General features: G+C 41.9%; 12 protein-coding genes. 9 read left to right on the top strand and 3 right to left on the bottom strand.

Annotation, left to right across the window (positions count from 1 at the left end; all coding sequences use genetic code 11):
• The first annotated feature begins 79 nt into the window (after positions 1-79).
• Complete coding sequence (locus EI162_RS06095) at positions 80-769, top strand: MotA/TolQ/ExbB proton channel family protein (protein ID WP_192523517.1); 690 nt, start codon at positions 80-82, stop codon at positions 767-769.
• Positions 770-878: 109 nt separating this feature from the next.
• Positions 879-1,280 carry an ExbD/TolR family protein gene (locus EI162_RS06090; RefSeq protein WP_192523516.1) on the top strand — a complete coding sequence of 134 codons (402 nt, stop codon included), beginning with the start codon at positions 879-881 and terminating at the stop codon, positions 1,278-1,280.
• A gap of 203 nt (positions 1,281-1,483) precedes the next feature.
• On the opposite strand, the gene EI162_RS06085 is transcribed toward EI162_RS06090, so the two are convergent.
• The gene (locus EI162_RS06085) at positions 1,484-2,464 is read right to left on the bottom strand and encodes an alpha/beta hydrolase (protein ID WP_192523515.1); all 981 of its coding nucleotides are present in this window, start codon (positions 2,462-2,464) and stop codon (positions 1,484-1,486) included.
• Positions 2,465-2,725: 261 nt separating this feature from the next.
• Between EI162_RS06085 and EI162_RS06080 the strand changes: the two genes are divergently transcribed.
• From EI162_RS06080 to EI162_RS06070, 3 genes are all read left to right on the top strand, one after another.
• On the top strand, positions 2,726-3,499 hold the full coding sequence (locus EI162_RS06080) for a hypothetical protein (RefSeq protein WP_192523514.1): 774 nt from the start codon (positions 2,726-2,728) through the stop codon (positions 3,497-3,499).
• 138 nt (positions 3,500-3,637) lie between these two features.
• Positions 3,638-5,827 (top strand): TonB-dependent siderophore receptor, encoded by a 2,190-nt coding sequence (locus EI162_RS06075; RefSeq protein ID WP_192523513.1) that lies wholly within the window; start codon positions 3,638-3,640, stop codon positions 5,825-5,827.
• A gap of 104 nt (positions 5,828-5,931) precedes the next feature.
• Complete coding sequence (locus tag EI162_RS06070; RefSeq protein WP_192523512.1) at positions 5,932-7,074, top strand: SIP domain-containing protein; 1,143 nt, start codon at positions 5,932-5,934, stop codon at positions 7,072-7,074.
• 362 nt (positions 7,075-7,436) lie between these two features.
• On the opposite strand, the gene EI162_RS06065 is transcribed toward EI162_RS06070, so the two are convergent.
• Together EI162_RS06065 and EI162_RS06060 are read right to left on the bottom strand one after the other, a co-directional pair.
• On the bottom strand, positions 7,437-8,180 hold the full coding sequence (locus tag EI162_RS06065; protein ID WP_192523511.1) for a siderophore-interacting protein: 744 nt from the start codon (positions 8,178-8,180) through the stop codon (positions 7,437-7,439).
• A gap of 105 nt (positions 8,181-8,285) precedes the next feature.
• Positions 8,286-10,493: a TonB-dependent siderophore receptor gene (locus EI162_RS06060; protein ID WP_192523510.1), complete on the bottom strand. Its 2,208-nt coding sequence runs from the start codon at positions 10,491-10,493 to the stop codon at positions 8,286-8,288.
• Between the two features lie 415 nt (positions 10,494-10,908).
• Here EI162_RS06060 and EI162_RS06055 point away from each other — a divergent pair, with 415 nt between their 5' ends.
• The 4 genes from EI162_RS06055 to EI162_RS06040 all read left to right on the top strand — a co-directional run bounded on the left by EI162_RS06055 (position 10,909) and on the right by EI162_RS06040 (position 16,435).
• Positions 10,909-12,408 carry a PepSY-associated TM helix domain-containing protein gene (locus EI162_RS06055; RefSeq protein ID WP_192523509.1) on the top strand — a complete coding sequence of 500 codons (1,500 nt, stop codon included), beginning with the start codon at positions 10,909-10,911 and terminating at the stop codon, positions 12,406-12,408.
• Positions 12,409-12,791: 383 nt separating this feature from the next.
• Complete coding sequence (locus EI162_RS06050; RefSeq protein WP_192523508.1) at positions 12,792-15,071, top strand: TonB-dependent siderophore receptor; 2,280 nt, start codon at positions 12,792-12,794, stop codon at positions 15,069-15,071.
• A gap of 60 nt (positions 15,072-15,131) precedes the next feature.
• Positions 15,132-15,422 carry a hypothetical protein gene (locus EI162_RS06045; RefSeq protein ID WP_192520477.1) on the top strand — a complete coding sequence of 97 codons (291 nt, stop codon included), beginning with the start codon at positions 15,132-15,134 and terminating at the stop codon, positions 15,420-15,422.
• Positions 15,423-15,448: 26 nt separating this feature from the next.
• Complete coding sequence (locus EI162_RS06040) at positions 15,449-16,435, top strand: PepSY-associated TM helix domain-containing protein (protein ID WP_192523507.1); 987 nt, start codon at positions 15,449-15,451, stop codon at positions 16,433-16,435.
• Positions 16,436-16,477 lie beyond the last annotated feature (42 nt).

Raw genomic sequence — 16,477 nt, 5'->3', positions numbered from 1 at the left:
TTATAATTTTTCATGATAAGTCGATATGCGGTACTCGCAACGAACTCATATGATTGCATAACATATTAAGGAGTGTGATATGGACTTTACAAGCTACTGGCAATACAGCGATTTGGTGACCAAAAGCTTGTTTTTCTTGCTATTGGTCTTATCGGTGCTCTCTTGGGTAACTGGTATTATTCGCATATTACAAAGCCGAAAATTGGCCGCCTGTGTTGCTGATGATTTGAGTCAGCAGGTTGAGATGAAGCGTTCAGCTGTGATTAACTCTGATGCTGCTATGCGTCGATTAGTCATTGAGCAAGCATTATTAAAGCATATAGGGCGTTACCGTTTTGCTAGCGAACGCGGCTTACCTATTTTAGGTACCACTGCAGCGATCGCACCATTTATTGGGTTATTTGGTACAGTGTGGGGTATTTTTCACGCGTTACATAATATCGGTACCAGTGGGCAAGCAGGACTTGGACAAGTGGCAGGGCCAGTTGGCGAGGCGCTCATTATGACAGGTCTCGGTATTGCCGTCGCAATTCCAGCAGTGGTGTTTTATAACCTTGCCGTACGTATCAATCGACGGGTAATGTACCATGCCAATGATAGAGCCCATGATTTATTGGCGCAGTCTGTTGATTTAGCAGCAATGCAACCTTCAATGGAGCCTCATAATGTAGCTGAAAAGCAGGGTATAACCACTAATGTCACTGGTAGTAAGAGTGCTCATAGCAATAGTAGTATTCATACTGATAAACAAGAAGCTTATCAACAGTAGCAGTGCTAGCCTTTATTTATAAAGCTGTTGTAAACGATAGAACTGCATGGTTTTTTTCAAAGCAAAAATTTATGATTTTGTATAAGACTGATACACAATTGAGAATATTATGGCATTTCAGTTAGGTGATGATGACGTTCAAAGTATGAATGAGATGAACCTCATTCCACTTATTGATGTCATGTTGGTATTGATGATTATCTTTTTATTGACAGCGACTGTTTTGAACCCAACAGTACCGCTTGATTTACCCAAGACCAGTGCGCTAATCAATGAGCAGCCACCTGAAGCAATCCAAATCAGTATTGATAAAGATGCCGGTATTTTTTGGGATAGCGATCCTATTAGCATAGAAGAGTTAGATACTCGTTTGCAGCAAGAAAGTGCTTCAGGCAAAGACCCTTCTATTCAATTGCGCGCGGATAAAGACAGCAAATATGATACGGTGGCGCAGGTACTGGCGGCAGCCAGTCAAGCAGGGCTGAGCAAAATAGCCTTTGTAAATGAATAGCAATGAAAAATAGGAGTCATTTAGCATAGTTGGCTTTCTATATAATCAATCTCGTCTCGCTATTATTAAAAATAACTAAGATAATAATAAAAATAAATATAATAACAATCTTTCTCTCCCGCCTTGCTTGGGTAACCTAGTGAGGTTTTTCTTATCTAGGAGATAAGATCAGGGTAATAAACTAATCTTGAATAGACTTAATCTTAGAAGTTCTTTAAGCTCTCTAATAGAGAGGTTGTAAATACCTCTGCATGAGATTGGTTGTAAAACTGATAGCTACAACGCTCCTCAAAGTGCTCACAGACTTCCTTGGCGAATTCTTTTTTACTCATCAGAGTAGGCGCTACTACTGGCATAGTGGTTTGCTCTGCAGAGTGACTAAAAGTGAGTCGTATTTGTTTGTGTTTATTATTGGATATATCTGCAAGTTGCGCTTTAGGAAGATTTTGATATGCCTGCCAATAGTTAATCATCTCTCCATTTTGCCACCAAAGTGATGGATCTGCACTGAAATACTGCTGATAAGCTTCAGGATGCTTGAACAAATTATATAACACAAACAGACCACCGTAAGAGTGTCCCCAAATCGCCTCTTGCTTCGGTTTCTCGCCCAACTGTTCATATACCCACGGTTTAATTTCTTTTTCTATCAGCTCATAAAACTGCTCTGCACCACCATTTAATCGCTCTCTACCTTCTTCTGTAAACGCATTGTTATCTGTAGTGTTGGCTAATAAGGGTGGAGTATAATCATATGCTCTGGCATCGACATCAAAGCGATAAGGGCTCTGATAACCTATAAAAACTAAGACAGGTGCTGTGCCCTGTGTCGAAGAATGAGCCAGTGATAGTAAGATATCTTTGTCTAAATCATCAATAGCCGCATTGCCATCAAGCATATAAAGCACTTTACTAGGAGTTTTTACAGAATTGTTAGAGAGTAGATGATCGGTTGTCTGCTCAGGAATAGCTAACCACACTTGATAATGGCGAGGTTTTGCATAGGCTTGCAGCATTTTTGACTGTAAATTGGTTACGCTAGAGGAGGGTAGTTCTGGTGCAGGTGCACTGAAAGTATGATATACGAAACGATACCCGGTATCTTTGGCATGCAATAAGCTCATATCTACTGTCTTGGTCAAGTCAGGTTTAGCATAGCTTGGTGACATTATTATTCCTGCCATAGTTATCGTTATAATTGCAAGGCTTCCCTGAAATCTTGACATACTTATCCTTTATTATATTTAATTTATTGAAAAAAGCCTTAGACATAGCGTTGCTTATATTGAAGCTGTAAGAGGATTAACAAATGCAGTTTATATCACTGATAATGATTGACAATCAGTTACAATATAGTAATAATAATGCATATGATAATCGTTATCAATAATATTGCTTTCTAGTGGTTCTGTATTTCACAAAAATCCTTCTTATGAGATTAAATTATGTCACGTTCAACTCAGTCATGTTTCAGCAAAAACCTATTGTCTAAAGTTTCTATTTTATCTATTGCACTATTATCTTTAGGGGTTGCAGGCTGTCAAAATACGATGTCATCGTCTAGCGCAACGCCTGTATCTACCTCTAATGCTGTCACCACGGGTCTCATGAAAACTCAAAGTAACTATGCTGATACCCGTTATTTAACGATTGACGGCAAAGACTATCCCGTTTCTGAAAACTCTGCTCGAGTAGTCATCAATAAAGCGAAAAATGTACCAGAATTGGTCGCTGATATTTTTGATGGAAAAGGTAAAGTTGCAGTACCAGGCTATAAAGTGATGTTGATGGTTCGAACTAACTCAGTGGCTGCAGAAGGCAGAAAGCTAGATAATGGTAAAGTTATCGATAATCGCATGATCCATCGTGGCAGCAAAACTCTTGTTGGTATCCCTGTTGTCAATGGTCAAGCAAAACTTGATCAGGCACAATTATTAAATTTCGATATCATTTATGACGATTTATCAACAGTCGTTGCAGAGGGCGAAGTGGTCAAACCACGTGGTACCAAAATAACCAAAGCAAATATACCAGTTACCAATAAAAAAGTGGTCGTACACTCTTTGACCTTACCTAACATTGCTAGCGGTGAAAGTGCAGGTGGTGGTGTTAATTTCGAAGCCAGTGCAACAGTAGATGGTAAAGTCATAAAAACTGGCGCTAATAGTGCTTTTAATATCTTTTATACCGCGACTAGTGATAATGCTAGAGGATTCTAGTTGTTGAGTGCTAACTGGTAAGAACAGGCTCTGACTTCACTAGATGAAGCTAGAGTCGTTTCCGTTTAATCGTTATCTGTTTTTAAAACCACTAACAAACCCAATGGGTTATCTACTATGGCTTTAAGGAATTCTCACGTGGTTAATAATACCTCAAATCAATCCTCGCATTTCCGACTATCTCCGCTATGCTATTCTGTTTTATCGTTACTCTTTATGTCAGTACCAGCGACTGCTGCTGAATTACAAGATAATGCTGATTCAGAGCCTAGCACCACATTAGATACAATTGTCGTTACCGCAAACCCTTTATATGCCATTGATCCGAGTGAAGACAATGATTTATATAATGCCAATGTCGCGACGGTCGGCACCAAGATACCAGATTATCTAGAAAATATTCCACAGTCTATCAGTGTGATCACCCAAGCAAAGATTGATGACTTAAATCTTGATACCTTAGATCAAATTGCCAAACGCACGACAGGCTTACGAGTTCTGCAAAATGATGATGGGCGCTCGTCTATTTACTCTCGTGGTTATGAGTATGACCAATACAGTATCGATGGGCTCGCATCTCCCATGGCAAGTATCAATGGCACCTTGCCTAATTTAGCCGCATTCGACCGAGTGGAGGTCATGCGCGGACCTTCTGGTTTGTTTAATTCAGCGTCAGAGATGGGCGGTGTTGTGAACCTGGTTCGAAAGCGCGGTAAAGCCGATGGAGATCAAATTCTAGAAGCCAATGTTAGCAATCCGACAGGCTACGGCGTGTCTGCTGATCTGCAGGGCAGTTTAAGTGCTGATGACAGTCTCGTTGGTCGCACGGTGCTGCAATACAATCAGCGTGCCAATCCAGTAGTCGATGATATCGGCGGGAAAGACAATCAAAACAGTACGGTCTACGTCAGTGCCGACAAGCAATTGAATGAGAACAGTAAATTTGGTTTTGGCTACTTGATGCAAGATCGGCAAATTACCCCTGATAATGGTCTGCCTACCTTTGCTGATAAATCATTAATATCGCTACCACGTGATGATTTTTATGGTGCCAAGTGGAACGATTTTAACAGTCAAAGCCATGATGTTTTTGCCGATTTTGAGCATCGTCTTGCTAGTGCCGGCGTCATCAGTGCTGGTATGCGCTACTCTGATAGAGAAGCTGATTATAATTATGCCTTTGCAGGAGGCGCCCTTGAGGATAATAAAACCAGTGTTGCCGGTATTGGTGCAGATATTCACGAAACGTCGCTTAGTGCTGATGTCAATCTAAGCCAACCGTTTAAGATTGGCAACCATCAAAGCGAATATGTCATTGGTGCTGACTATAAACGCTTTAAAACTGATAATGAAAACGCGCGTACTAAAGCCTTGGGTCAAGGTTTAACGGTCGGACAAATCAATGATTTGAACGAAGTCAGTATTATTGAGCAAGCACGTCGCGGTGAAAAAGGCTTTGCGCTTGCCCATACTGAGAACACCCTGAGTGAAACGGGTTTATACGGCAAAGTGAATTACAAGCCTATCGATAAATTAAGCCTAATTGTCGGCGGTCGTTTGAGTCATTATGAGATAGAAAGTGATGATAAGATTAGCAATGCTGATGCCAGTACTGACAGTAGTAGCAAAGCCACTGGTTATGGGGCTGCTGTGTATGAGCTGACGCCGAATATCAATGCCTATGGCAGTTATACTCAAGTCTTTACCCCGCAATATGTTGCCAATCAAGACGGCGAATTACTAAAACCGCGTGAAGGCGATCAGATAGAAATCGGTCTAAAAGGTCATTGGCAAGATACCTTGTCAGCGAGACTGAGTGGCTACCGTCTGACCGATGAAAATGCTGCTGCTCCCACAGCAGATGGCGATCAAGTGGCATTAGGAAAACGTCAAATGCAAGGCGTAGAAGTAGAAGTTAATGGCGAAATTATGCCTAACTTACAAGTATCTGGTGGCTATAGCTATTTAGATAGTGATATCAAACAGGCATCGAGTGATAGGGATGATGGCATTTTCCTATTGATGCCCAAGCACTCTGCTAATCTTTGGGTAAGCTATAAAGCGGATAATTTGCTTGCTCGTCCATTAACAATGGGATTGGGTGTCAACGCCGTCGGTGAATTCTCATCCTCGCAAGGTATCAAGGCAGATTCTTATAATACCTGGGATGCGATGGTCAGTTATCCATTTAATGAGCAGCTCACTGGTCAATTAAACGTTTATAATTTATTTAATAAAGACCATTACGTCCGTGTCGGTTCGCTCAATACGTTTAATATACCGGGTGATGAACGTGAAGTAAAAGCGTCACTGTCTTATAAGTTTTAGCTAGAATCACGGCTTGCTATATCGTAAGCCTAATAAATGAGGCGCATTGAGTTGATCAGGCGCCTTATATTTTTTGTGAAATTATTTTTTATAAGGGGTCCGTTATGTCCCAAGTTGTTGATAATCTTTATACTGATAAAGTACCATTACCCGTGGCGACCAAAACCAAGTTTATGAATCATGTCAATGAAGAGCATCAAGATGAACTGGCGCTGTTTGTAGAAGCATTTGCTGATACCAAGCTTAGTAATGAGATGGCAGTTGTGGTAGCAGAGGTCTATAGCGATGGACTATTACTTGAAGCGTCGGTGCAAAATGTAGGGCTTTTACTAAATCTAGAAGCTGACGCGCGGCCTGATGCTGTCAGTCAATTCTTTATTGAATTTGAAAATGTTATTGATGAAACCATTACTTTGAAGTCGCAATATATCAATCTCTTGCAAGTGGCTTCAAAGAAACTTGGTAAGCAGGCGATAAAACAGCAAGAGCGGCATTTCACAGTGATTGATGGTTATTACGCCAGCCCGAATATGTTCCGATTGGTAGTCGCTGCACCTGCTGATACGCCACTGAATCATGCAGGATATGCCTATCTGTTTGAAATGAATGCTGACGTATCAATTAGTCATGAATCTACCAACGCCTCTGCTAACGCCTCGGAGAAATTACAGCGTTATTATACCTTACGAAAAGCATGGCAAGATGCAGAAACTCAGCAAATACAGGGTTGGGTGGATACTTATATTCATGGTGATACACCTGGTGGTAATTGGGCGAGAGCGGCACTAGCTGGCACACAACTGAAAAGTGTTCGCGATTATCCTGAAAAGATTGCGCATTTAAATGACGGACAATGTCTGCTTATCTGCGACGAAACGTCTATACCAACAGTCGCTAATTTATTAGAAAATTGGCAAAATCCGATAGCGCCAATTGTCATTGTCGTTACTTGTGATGTGGCAGATAGGGTTTATCTACAAGATATCGAATTCAGTCAGACGTTGGCACAGATAGATAATTTTAAACAACATAACATAGTGCATATTTTGAATACACCAGCCATCAATCTCCCTGACACTATTATCTCTACGATAGATAGCTGCTTAGAGGCCACATCTATTCATATAGATAAAATCTGGGGTGCAATTAGTGCAGCGGATGCCAAAGTGTTAAGGCGTCAACTAAAGGCTCAGTTTGATTTATCTCGGCAGGATATGGTCATGAAGGTGTATTGGCGAGCGTCTTAAAGAGTGGATATAATCAGAAGAAAGTTAGAATATGCTATCAAGTCTTAATTTTGTTAATATGACCTAAATGAACTGGGTGTGTTGAACATTCAACCATGTCCCTGACAGAAAATATTTTTTATCAATGAAGTGGCAAAAAGAGTCCTGTACCAGTTTGTTAAGTAAGGGCTGATGCTAAAATTATCTCGTAATGCGTTGCAACTTTAGCTAAGATTTCTGCATTATCGTCAATTTGCGCCTTGTCTGGAACAATTTTAGCGATCACTAGGGGCTATTTGTGAATGTTCAATACGGCCTAGTTTATAATAATTATATTAAAAACTGATAATTACATTACCATTTATTAAAAGACAAATAGCATATTATGCTAGGTTTTTTGCATCTTTCTGCTTCTCAATTTTATGCTGGTCTTCTGTGCTATCGACTTTCCAATAGCTGGATATGTATAAATGCGTTCTTGGTATTGAGAAATATGTTTTAAAGTAATGGCGCAGGGCGCGCATACTATGAAATTCACATGCTGCCCACACCGCAGGCCGGCCTGCTAGCCACGTAAGCGTTTTAACCCTTTCAAGTAATGGGCTGCTTTCGGTATTTGGATGTGAGTTGATCACCCAGTGAATGTCAACGTTGTCTGGTTTTTTGAGTAGTTGCTTATCCGCTTCACTGGTGACTTCAAGGACTGCATAGCCGCAGGCATTAGCAGGTAGCTGGGCAAGATTGACGCTAATGGCTGGTAGCGCTGTCATATCACCAACCAATAAAAACCAATCTGCCTCATTATTAATCAGCTTCTTTGGTCCTGGGCCGCCGACCAATATTTGCTCACCAACTTGGGCATTACGTGCCCACATTGAAGCAGGGCCTTCAGCGTCATGCAAAGCAAAATCGACATCTATTTCATCCTCACGTTGACTACTAATGGTATAAGTGCGCATCAGTGGTCGAGCCCCATGGTCTTGAGGAAATATGAGTTTAATATAAGCGCTTTCTTGATCTGCCGGAAAATCAGTCAGTCCAGCACCGCCAAGCGTGACGCGGCACATCTGTGGCGTTATGTATTTGGTGCGAACAACATTCAATGTTCTTGGAGCAGGTTTTGCCATTTTAATGCCTTTCTTAATTTAAGTGTTTCATTTTTCAAGTGATCAGTTTAGATAACGCCAGTATATAAGACAGGCATTCTCTAGTAATGATAAGCTCTATATTGTTTAAAAGTTGGCCTTTAGGCTTACGGACATCTGGCGCTCAGGTCCCATCCAGCAGTTATTGCTATCGTAGCAAGTACCGACATAGGTTTTATCAAACAAATTATTGATACTAGCGCCAACAGTGAGCATCGGATTGATTTGATAGCTGCCACCAATATCTACCAATGTCACACTTGGCAGCTCGTCTGAATTTTGCTTATCAAGCTGCATGCCGCCTTCATAGCGAACCCCTGCATTGAGGGTCAATTTATCTGTGGCGTAATAGTCTGCCCACAGTGTCGCCTTGTGCTTAGCAGTTTGGGCAGGAGTGTTACCGACCACGTCAGGGTTGAATTCATCTTCGGTAATCTCAGCGTCGGTATAGCTGTAGTTTGCAGTAATATCTACCCAATCACTTAGCATGTGGCTGCCTGAAACCTCGAACCCTTTAGAGGTAATTTCACCCGTTTGGGTTTGACTTCTGTAATTGATTTCATCAGCCACTACGACGTTTTTTTGCGTAATATCAAACACCGCCAACGTTCCTTGTGTGGCGCGATCTGGGGACAGATATTTGATACCAGCCTCTAATTGGTCAGCGGTGGTGGGCTCAAATGCCTTGTTAGTAACGAAGTTGCTACCGACAACAGGCTGAAACGATTGTGAGTAGCTGGCATAAGGAGAGAAGCCATTATCAAAGTCATAAATGGCAGCAAGGCGACCACTGGTTTTTGATGCGCTGTTATCAATCGTCTTGTTACTATAAACAGCACCTTTAGAGGCGTCGGTTTGCTCAGTGGTACTGTCAAAATTGTCGTGACGTAAGCCTGCTACTACCGTTAAATCTTGCCACTGCATCTCATCTTGTACATAAAATCCTAGCTGGTTTTGTTCGATGTCTTGTTTCTGTCGATAAATATCTAATGGCAAAGTGCCAGCATTGATTTGCGAAAAATCGGGATTGGACAAATCAAGGTTTGGGGTGCCATCTGCGCCAGCATCATAATATGTAGCGCTACTGTCCGTTTCTTGATACTCCACACCGAATAATAAATTGTGCGAGGTGTTGGCAGTATCTAACTGATAAGCCAGCTGATTGTCTGTGGTCCAGTTGTTCATCTTTTCATCGGTGGTATAGGCCACACGATTTAAAATATTATCGCTACCCGTGATAAACCCTTCTTGATTATACATATTACGCTGCTGCGCTTCGGCATCGGTATAGCGTAGGATATTCTTGAAGGTTAATTTGTCATTGATAGCCCAGTTGACAGTCACACTTGGCATCAGTACTTCTTTGCTAAAATGATTCCACTCGTCACCTGCGTAGGCATCACTATCTAGCTTGCCATAGCTGGCATTGTAGACTGTCCCAGCAGCCGGCAGCGGAGTGGAAGGCACCATCTCGGGATCGTCTTGATAAAAAAGATTGGCAAGAACGGAGACATCTTCTGTCGGTCGCCATTCAAGTGACGGATTAATTAAAGTGCGTTCTTCTTCTGTGGTCTGCATCTGTCCATCTTTTTTACGTTTTAATGCCACCAAGCGATAATTGAGCGTATCTGAGATAGGGCCGGTCGTATCGACTGCCACTTCTTTGAGGTTTTGATTGCCAAGGCGCACCTGTACTTCAGACTCTTGAGTGCTTTTTGGCGTTTTGGCGACCTGATTGACCATGCCACCTGGAGCCGCGTAGCCATAAAGTGAGGATGCTGGGCCTTTTAATATTTCTACCGCTTCAGTCGCATAAATGTCTACTTGCGGCATCAAATTCCAAGCGCCGTCATAGGGGAGGCGTAATCCATCATAAAAATTGGAGTAAGTCTTAAAACCGCGAATGTTGTATTCATCAAAAATAGATACTGTACCGCGGCTCTCAGCACTCACGCCGGGCTCATAACGTAACGCCGCATTAACGCTATCTGCTTGACGTTTTTGTAATAGTTCTTGATTGATTCTGCTATAGCTCATTGGAGCATCGTTAGGGTCTAATGCAGTTTTGGTGCCTGTACTGCGGTAGCTATCGGCATAAACAGTAATAGTATCTAAGGTCGTCGCTGGGGTCGGATTAACCGTAGCAACATTCTCATCTTTGTTTTGGACATCTTCAATATTATTTGCCGTTTCTTCAGCGTATGCAGCATGGCTAATACTCATTAATAAGCCAATCCTGACTGCCATTTTTAATTGTTTTTTTCGGGCAGATTCGGAACGTAAAAGAGACGACATCGTATTTCCTTTCAGATAGAAGTAGTTGAGGGTCTTGAGTTAAAAGATATGAATGTTCAATACGGAAATAATGATAACACTAATGATTATTGTTATCATTAATAAATTACAATAAGAGTGTTTATACAAGCATTAGAGGCAGTCATTGGCGGTTCTTATAAAGGACAAATAAAGCATGAATGGGACAAAATCATTAATAATAAAAAGTTAAAAATAACCTCATATAAGGCCAATTTTTTCCTATAATTCGCAGTGTTTTAAGGAGTTTTCTTGTATGATGCTGCCATCCTTAGAATCACGTTATCGTCTTGAAAGTATTTTAGGTCGAATCTAACAATCAGCTATTTTATATTACTATTGTCAATGCGTTGATAGACGTTAATTGAGCAGCCAAAGATGGGTAAAGGTCATATTTATGAGTAGAGACACACGTCAATCCCCTAACAATCAACGCTATTTTACAGTATGGAGATGGCATTTTTATGCAGGCATGTTTATTGCCCCTTTTTTGATTATTTTAGCGGGTACAGGACTTGGCATGCTGCTTATGTCCAATACAACAGGCCGAGATAATGACCGTCTAACGGTTTCCCCTCCACAGTCTATGGTTCAAGCCCCAATTGCCAACCAAGCAAAAAACGCCCTCAAAACCTTACCAAATAGCACGCTGATTAAATATATCGCACCTCGTGATACCGAGATAGTGGCCTTGTTTCAAGTGATATCAGATGGGCATGACAATATGGTTGCGGTAAATCCGTATACCGCTGATATTGTTAAAAGTACGCCCACTAATTCGGGCTTGTACAATACTTTTGATAGCATCCATGGCGACTTGCTATTAGGGAAGGTTGGTGACTTTATTCAGGAAGCCACCGCCTCATTAACTATTTTGATGATTTTAACGGGTTGGTACTTGTGGTGGCAAAAACGTAAGTCTGTCAAAGCCATGTTGTTCGCTAATGATGCGAACCTAAAGAAAAAGCGATCATTTTTTCGTACAATTCACGCAACCTTAGGCACTTGGATATCCATTGTATTATTATTTTTCTGCATTTCAGGAATGGCTTGGGCAGGTATTTGGGGCGAGCGAATCGTACAGGCTTGGAGTCAATTTCCCGCTGGTAAATGGGGCGCCGCGCCCATGCCACTTTCGATTGACCACAGTCAGCATCATGCAGGTATGGATATGGATAATGCCGATGCCGCGCCGCACATTCATGGAGCAGCAGCAACGCCTGCAGCAACTCATGGTCGTGTATTAAATACGGGCAGTACCAAAGAGGTACCTTGGGTGCTAGAACTGACGCCAATGCCGCTGTCAGGGACAACCAAAGGTGAGAACGGTATCGCGTCCAATATCCCTATTATGATTGATACGGTAGATAGGTTTGCGCGTGAGATTGGCTTTGCAGGACGTTATCAGCTGAATCTACCACAAGGCGAGACAGGAGTGTGGACGATTAGCCAAGATTCTATGAGCTACGATATGAAAAGTCCAACGGCTGACCGTACGGTGCATATCGACCGCTATTCGGGGAAGATATTGGCTGATATCCGCTTTGAGGATTACAATGCTTTCGGCAAATTTATGGCAGCGGGTGCGGCTATTCATATGGGAACGCTAGGATTATGGAGCGTGTTAGCCAATGTGCTGTTTTGCTTATCTGTGATTGCAATTTGTGTGAGCGGTTATGTCATGTGGTGGCAACGTCGTCCTCGTAATACCAACGAAATCACTGGACTAAATCCACCAGCACGTGGTCAAAGTTTTTCTATATGGTGGCCGTTTGCCATTCCCTTGCTTGTGGTGGCTATTATATTCCCAGCTGCAATTATTATCATTGTGGCTATTGCGTTATTGGATTTTTTAGTAATTTCTCGAACCCACTTTATGCAGAAGCTGTTGAAATAAACGATACGATTAAATTTAGGTAGGCAATAGTTAAGGTTTAACAGATACTGTGCTTAATTGAGGCCACTTTTAAAAAGTGGCCTTTTTTTTGCTGTGCTATTTTTATCTATAGTGTTTGCTAACAAAAAAGTAGTGCTATCTCATGACGTAGACCTTCACTGTATCAAAAATATTTCAATACTGTATTGATAATCATTATTATTATCTTTATCATGTACAAACTCTAACGTAACAAACCATATATTTATTCAACAAGACTATTAATAAATAGCTCATTTCTCATGATGCTCTACAAAGCTAACATGTATTAGTAAGCACTATTGTCTTGAATAACTGCCTTCCCTTAAATTCTCCTCACTTTCATTGAGATACCATTGATGTTTATGATTACACAAAGTAGAAAACAGCATAAACCTAACCCTTTAAGTTGGAGCGTTAAGCGAACCATGCACCTTTCAGCCATTGCTTCGTTGGCAGTAAGCTCATCTATGATCCATGCTGAAGTATCACAGCAACAACCAATCAATGACAATGGCATTGAAATCAATCGTGGCGACAATAGGTCAGAACCAAGTACCACGCTACCAACTATCGTGGTCATGGCAGAAACGAACAAACAGGTCACGGAAAATACTGACAGCTATACAATCCCTGTCACCAGTAGCGCCACCGGTATGGGCTTGTCGGCCAAAGAAACCCCGCAAGCGGTCAGTGTGGTTACTAATCAGCAAATCAAAGATCAAAACTCAACCACCCTAATAGATGTGCTTAAACGCACGCCTGCTATCCAAGTAAGTAGCGTTGATGGCGCGCGTAATGGTCTTTCATCAAGAGGCTTTGCTATCAATAGCTTCCAAATTGACGGCTTAAATACCGATTTTGTCCAGCAAGCTGCCATGGGCGAATACTCTGCCAATACCGCGATGTTTGACCATGTTGAAACCGTACGCGGCGCGACTGGTTTGATGAGCGGCTCAGGCGACCCTTCTGCCAATGTTAACTTAATACGTAAACGGGCTGATAGTAGCGTTCCAAAAACAGAGCTATCCGCCAATGTTGATCGTTATGGGCAATATGGTCTCAGTGTTGATCGTAGTCAATCTTTAGTAGAAAGTGGCGCGGTACGAGGCCGAGTGGTGGCTAGCTATCAAGATGGTGATACCTTTATCGACCGTCAAGAATTGGGTCAAAGTCTGCTTTATGCCACAGTAGATGCGGACGTGGGCGACAGCACCACGGTCAGTGTGGGTGCTAGCCGTCAACACAATAAATCAAAATCAACCATGTGGGGCGGCTTGCCAAACTATCTAAGTGATGGGTCAAAAGCGGATTGGGATACCAGTAAAAATGGCAGCGCAGATTGGACAAACTGGGATTCTGATAATACCTATTACTTTGCAGATATTGACCATGATTTTAATGCCGATTGGAACTTGACCACCAATGCCAGCTATAACGAGAGTGACAGTAGTCCAAAGCTGCTTTATATGTATGCCAATGGCGACCAAGTCGTGAATCCTGATACCGGACTGATTTTTAACCTAAACCCATTTCATGCCGATACCGAACGCAACCAGTTCAATGTTAAAAGCAAGTTAACCGGTAACTTTGATGCGTTGGGAAAAACGCATAAGCTCATCGTAGGCGGCTCCTATAGCAAAAGTGATCTTGATACTTTCACTTATAAGTCACCGCCTGATGGTATGTTGCCGCTCCCAGATTTTTCTGACTGGGATGGCAGTTATCCTGAACCAGAATGGGGAGCGCGCAATCGCAGCTCTGATGTCACAACCAAAGAAAAAGCCATTTTTGCAGCAACTCAGCTCAAATTATCGGATCCTTTAGCCGTGATTTTGGGAGCGCGTGTGTCTGATTTTGAACGCTCAGGTGTGCAGTATGGCCGTAACGTCAACACGGAAGCCAAACACATCTGGACACCATACGCAGGGATTACCTATGCGGTTAATGACAATCACAGTCTTTATACCAGCTACAGTGATATCTTCAAACCTCAAACTCAGCGTGATATAAACGGTAAATTCCTCGATCCTATCGAAGGTAAAAACTATGAAATCGGTCTAAAAAGTGAGTCAGATAATGGCACATTACAAAGCCAAGTGAGTATTTTCAGAATCGAGCAGGACAACCTTGCTCAACTCGATGGCGGTCAAATAATACCCGGCACCGATCTGGAAAAAGCCTACTACGGAGCAAAAGGTGCCACCAGTCAGGGCGTAGAAGTACAAGTGTCTGGTCAAATCAGCGACCAACTACAAGCGAGTGTTGGTTATACGCATTTTAATGCTGAAGACAACAAGGGCAAAACCATCAATACTGGCTTTGCTGATACCACGCTGAATCTGTTTGCCACTTATAATCTTGATCATATCATTCCTAATTTAACTATTGGCGGCGGCGTTGACTGGTCAAATGGATACTATGGTATTGTCAAAAACCCTGTGACGAAACAATCTGAAAAGTACGGTCAAGATGACGTGACGCTTGCCAATATCATGGCAAGATATAGCTTTAACGACAATCTTGAAGCGCAGGTTAATGTGAATAATTTGTTCAATCAAAAGTATCTTGCGGGCAGCACTTTTAGTGAATTGACTTACGGTGAGCCTTTGAATGTAGTCGGCAGATTAACCTATCGCTTTTAATCTTTCGCTTTTCACTTTTATGCCGATCATGACCTTTCACTTTCATACGCAGGCAGTCACATGAGTAAGCGCCGTAGCAGTCATGGTTTTTATCTACCTGAGTTTAAAGTCCTCAGTCGTATTTTTTTAGCGATTATTGGTAGCTATGGCATCGCGGTGCTTACGAGTTTGACGTTTTTGACCTTACCTATAGATGAGATTTCTGCCATCTATTGGGGTCAAATTGCTAGCGTTGTCGTATGTGCGCTCATCCTTGTCTTAGTATTTTCTTTGCGTCGTTTATGGCTGGCATGGACACTGATCGTCGGTATTGCAGGGATATTAGGGGTGATTGATTATGTCGCTATTTAGATTTTTCTTACCATCAGGCTGTTATTATGCCCTCAGACTCTACTAAGACCCAAACTGCCACAATGAGTAATATTCAGACAAAGGGTAAAACTAAAGTGAAGGGCTATCGAGTCATTTTATCTGACGTCCATACTTGGTTTGGCCTGTTATTAGGTTGGTTGCTGTTTACCATTTTTCTGATGGGCACGGTCAGTTATTTTAATAATGAGCTGACAGCATGGATGCAACCTGAAATTCCGGCACGCTCTCAGCAAACGCCATTCACGTCTTCAACATTTACGCACAACCAAAATGTGACAAATCTAGAAGATAAGTCAGATGGTTTTGCTATGGCAATCGCTCACTTACAGCAAACCCAAGCCCATGCCAAAAACTGGTTTATTGCTAAAGATATTAATGGCGATAATATTGCTCAACGTCTACATATTAATGTGACTACAGATGACAGAAGGCTAAAATATCAGTTTGATACGCAAACCCAAATGGCATATACACCAAGAGATACCGTAGGCGGTCACTTCTTTTATCGTATGCATTTTGATTTGCATTATATGAGTGTGATATGGGCCAGAATTATCGTCGGTATAGCTTCTATGATGATGTTGATTGCTATTATCACAGGCGTTATTGTCCACAAAAAGATATTTACGGATTTTTTTACCTTTCGTTGGGGTAAGGGGCAACGCTCGTGGCTTGATGCGCACAATGCTTTTTCTGTGCTGCCAATACCGTTCCATTTGATGATTACCTTTACCGGCATCATAACCTTAATAACCTTATATATGCCGTGGGCAGGCATGGTATCTGGGGTAGATAATGAGCAGTTTTTTAAGGAAATTTACTCTTATCGGGCAGCGGATGCAACCGAGTTACAGGCTGCCCCTATGGCTAGTATTGCTCCATTGCTTGCCACGACACAATCTGATTGGCAAAAACGCAACCCTAATTATACCGTGACCAGTGTCAGTATTAATCATCCCAATACTGACCAAAGTATGATTAGGGCGTGTTGAACATTGGCGACAAATTGATGGCAAAAAAAATAGCGAACGGTT

Origin of the sequence: Psychrobacter sp. FME6 (assembly GCF_014861365.1) — a bacterium.
Taxonomy (GTDB): Bacteria; Pseudomonadota; Gammaproteobacteria; order Pseudomonadales; family Moraxellaceae; genus Psychrobacter.
Note: the sequence above shows the minus strand (reverse complement) of the source record. Positions and strands in the feature narration are given on the sequence as shown.

What these genes read in the sequence shown, in the direction of transcription:
- EI162_RS06095 (WP_192523517.1), top strand. Translation starts at nt 80, where the DNA reads ATGGACTTTACAAGCTACTGGCAATACAGCGATTTGGTGACCAAAAGC.
- EI162_RS06090 (WP_192523516.1), top strand. Translation starts at nt 879, where the DNA reads ATGGCATTTCAGTTAGGTGATGATGACGTTCAAAGTATGAATGAGATG.
- EI162_RS06085 (WP_192523515.1), bottom strand. Translation starts at nt 2,464, where the DNA reads ATGGCAGGAATAATAATGTCACCAAGCTATGCTAAACCTGACTTGACC.
- EI162_RS06080 (WP_192523514.1), top strand. Translation starts at nt 2,726, where the DNA reads ATGTCACGTTCAACTCAGTCATGTTTCAGCAAAAACCTATTGTCTAAA.
- EI162_RS06070 (WP_192523512.1), top strand. Translation starts at nt 5,932, where the DNA reads ATGTCCCAAGTTGTTGATAATCTTTATACTGATAAAGTACCATTACCC.
- EI162_RS06065 (WP_192523511.1), bottom strand. Translation starts at nt 8,180, where the DNA reads ATGGCAAAACCTGCTCCAAGAACATTGAATGTTGTTCGCACCAAATAC.
- EI162_RS06060 (WP_192523510.1), bottom strand. Translation starts at nt 10,493, where the DNA reads ATGTCGTCTCTTTTACGTTCCGAATCTGCCCGAAAAAAACAATTAAAA.
- EI162_RS06055 (WP_192523509.1), top strand. Translation starts at nt 10,909, where the DNA reads ATGAGTAGAGACACACGTCAATCCCCTAACAATCAACGCTATTTTACA.
- EI162_RS06050 (WP_192523508.1), top strand. Translation starts at nt 12,792, where the DNA reads ATGATTACACAAAGTAGAAAACAGCATAAACCTAACCCTTTAAGTTGG.
- EI162_RS06045 (WP_192520477.1), top strand. Translation starts at nt 15,132, where the DNA reads ATGAGTAAGCGCCGTAGCAGTCATGGTTTTTATCTACCTGAGTTTAAA.
- EI162_RS06040 (WP_192523507.1), top strand. Translation starts at nt 15,449, where the DNA reads ATGCCCTCAGACTCTACTAAGACCCAAACTGCCACAATGAGTAATATT.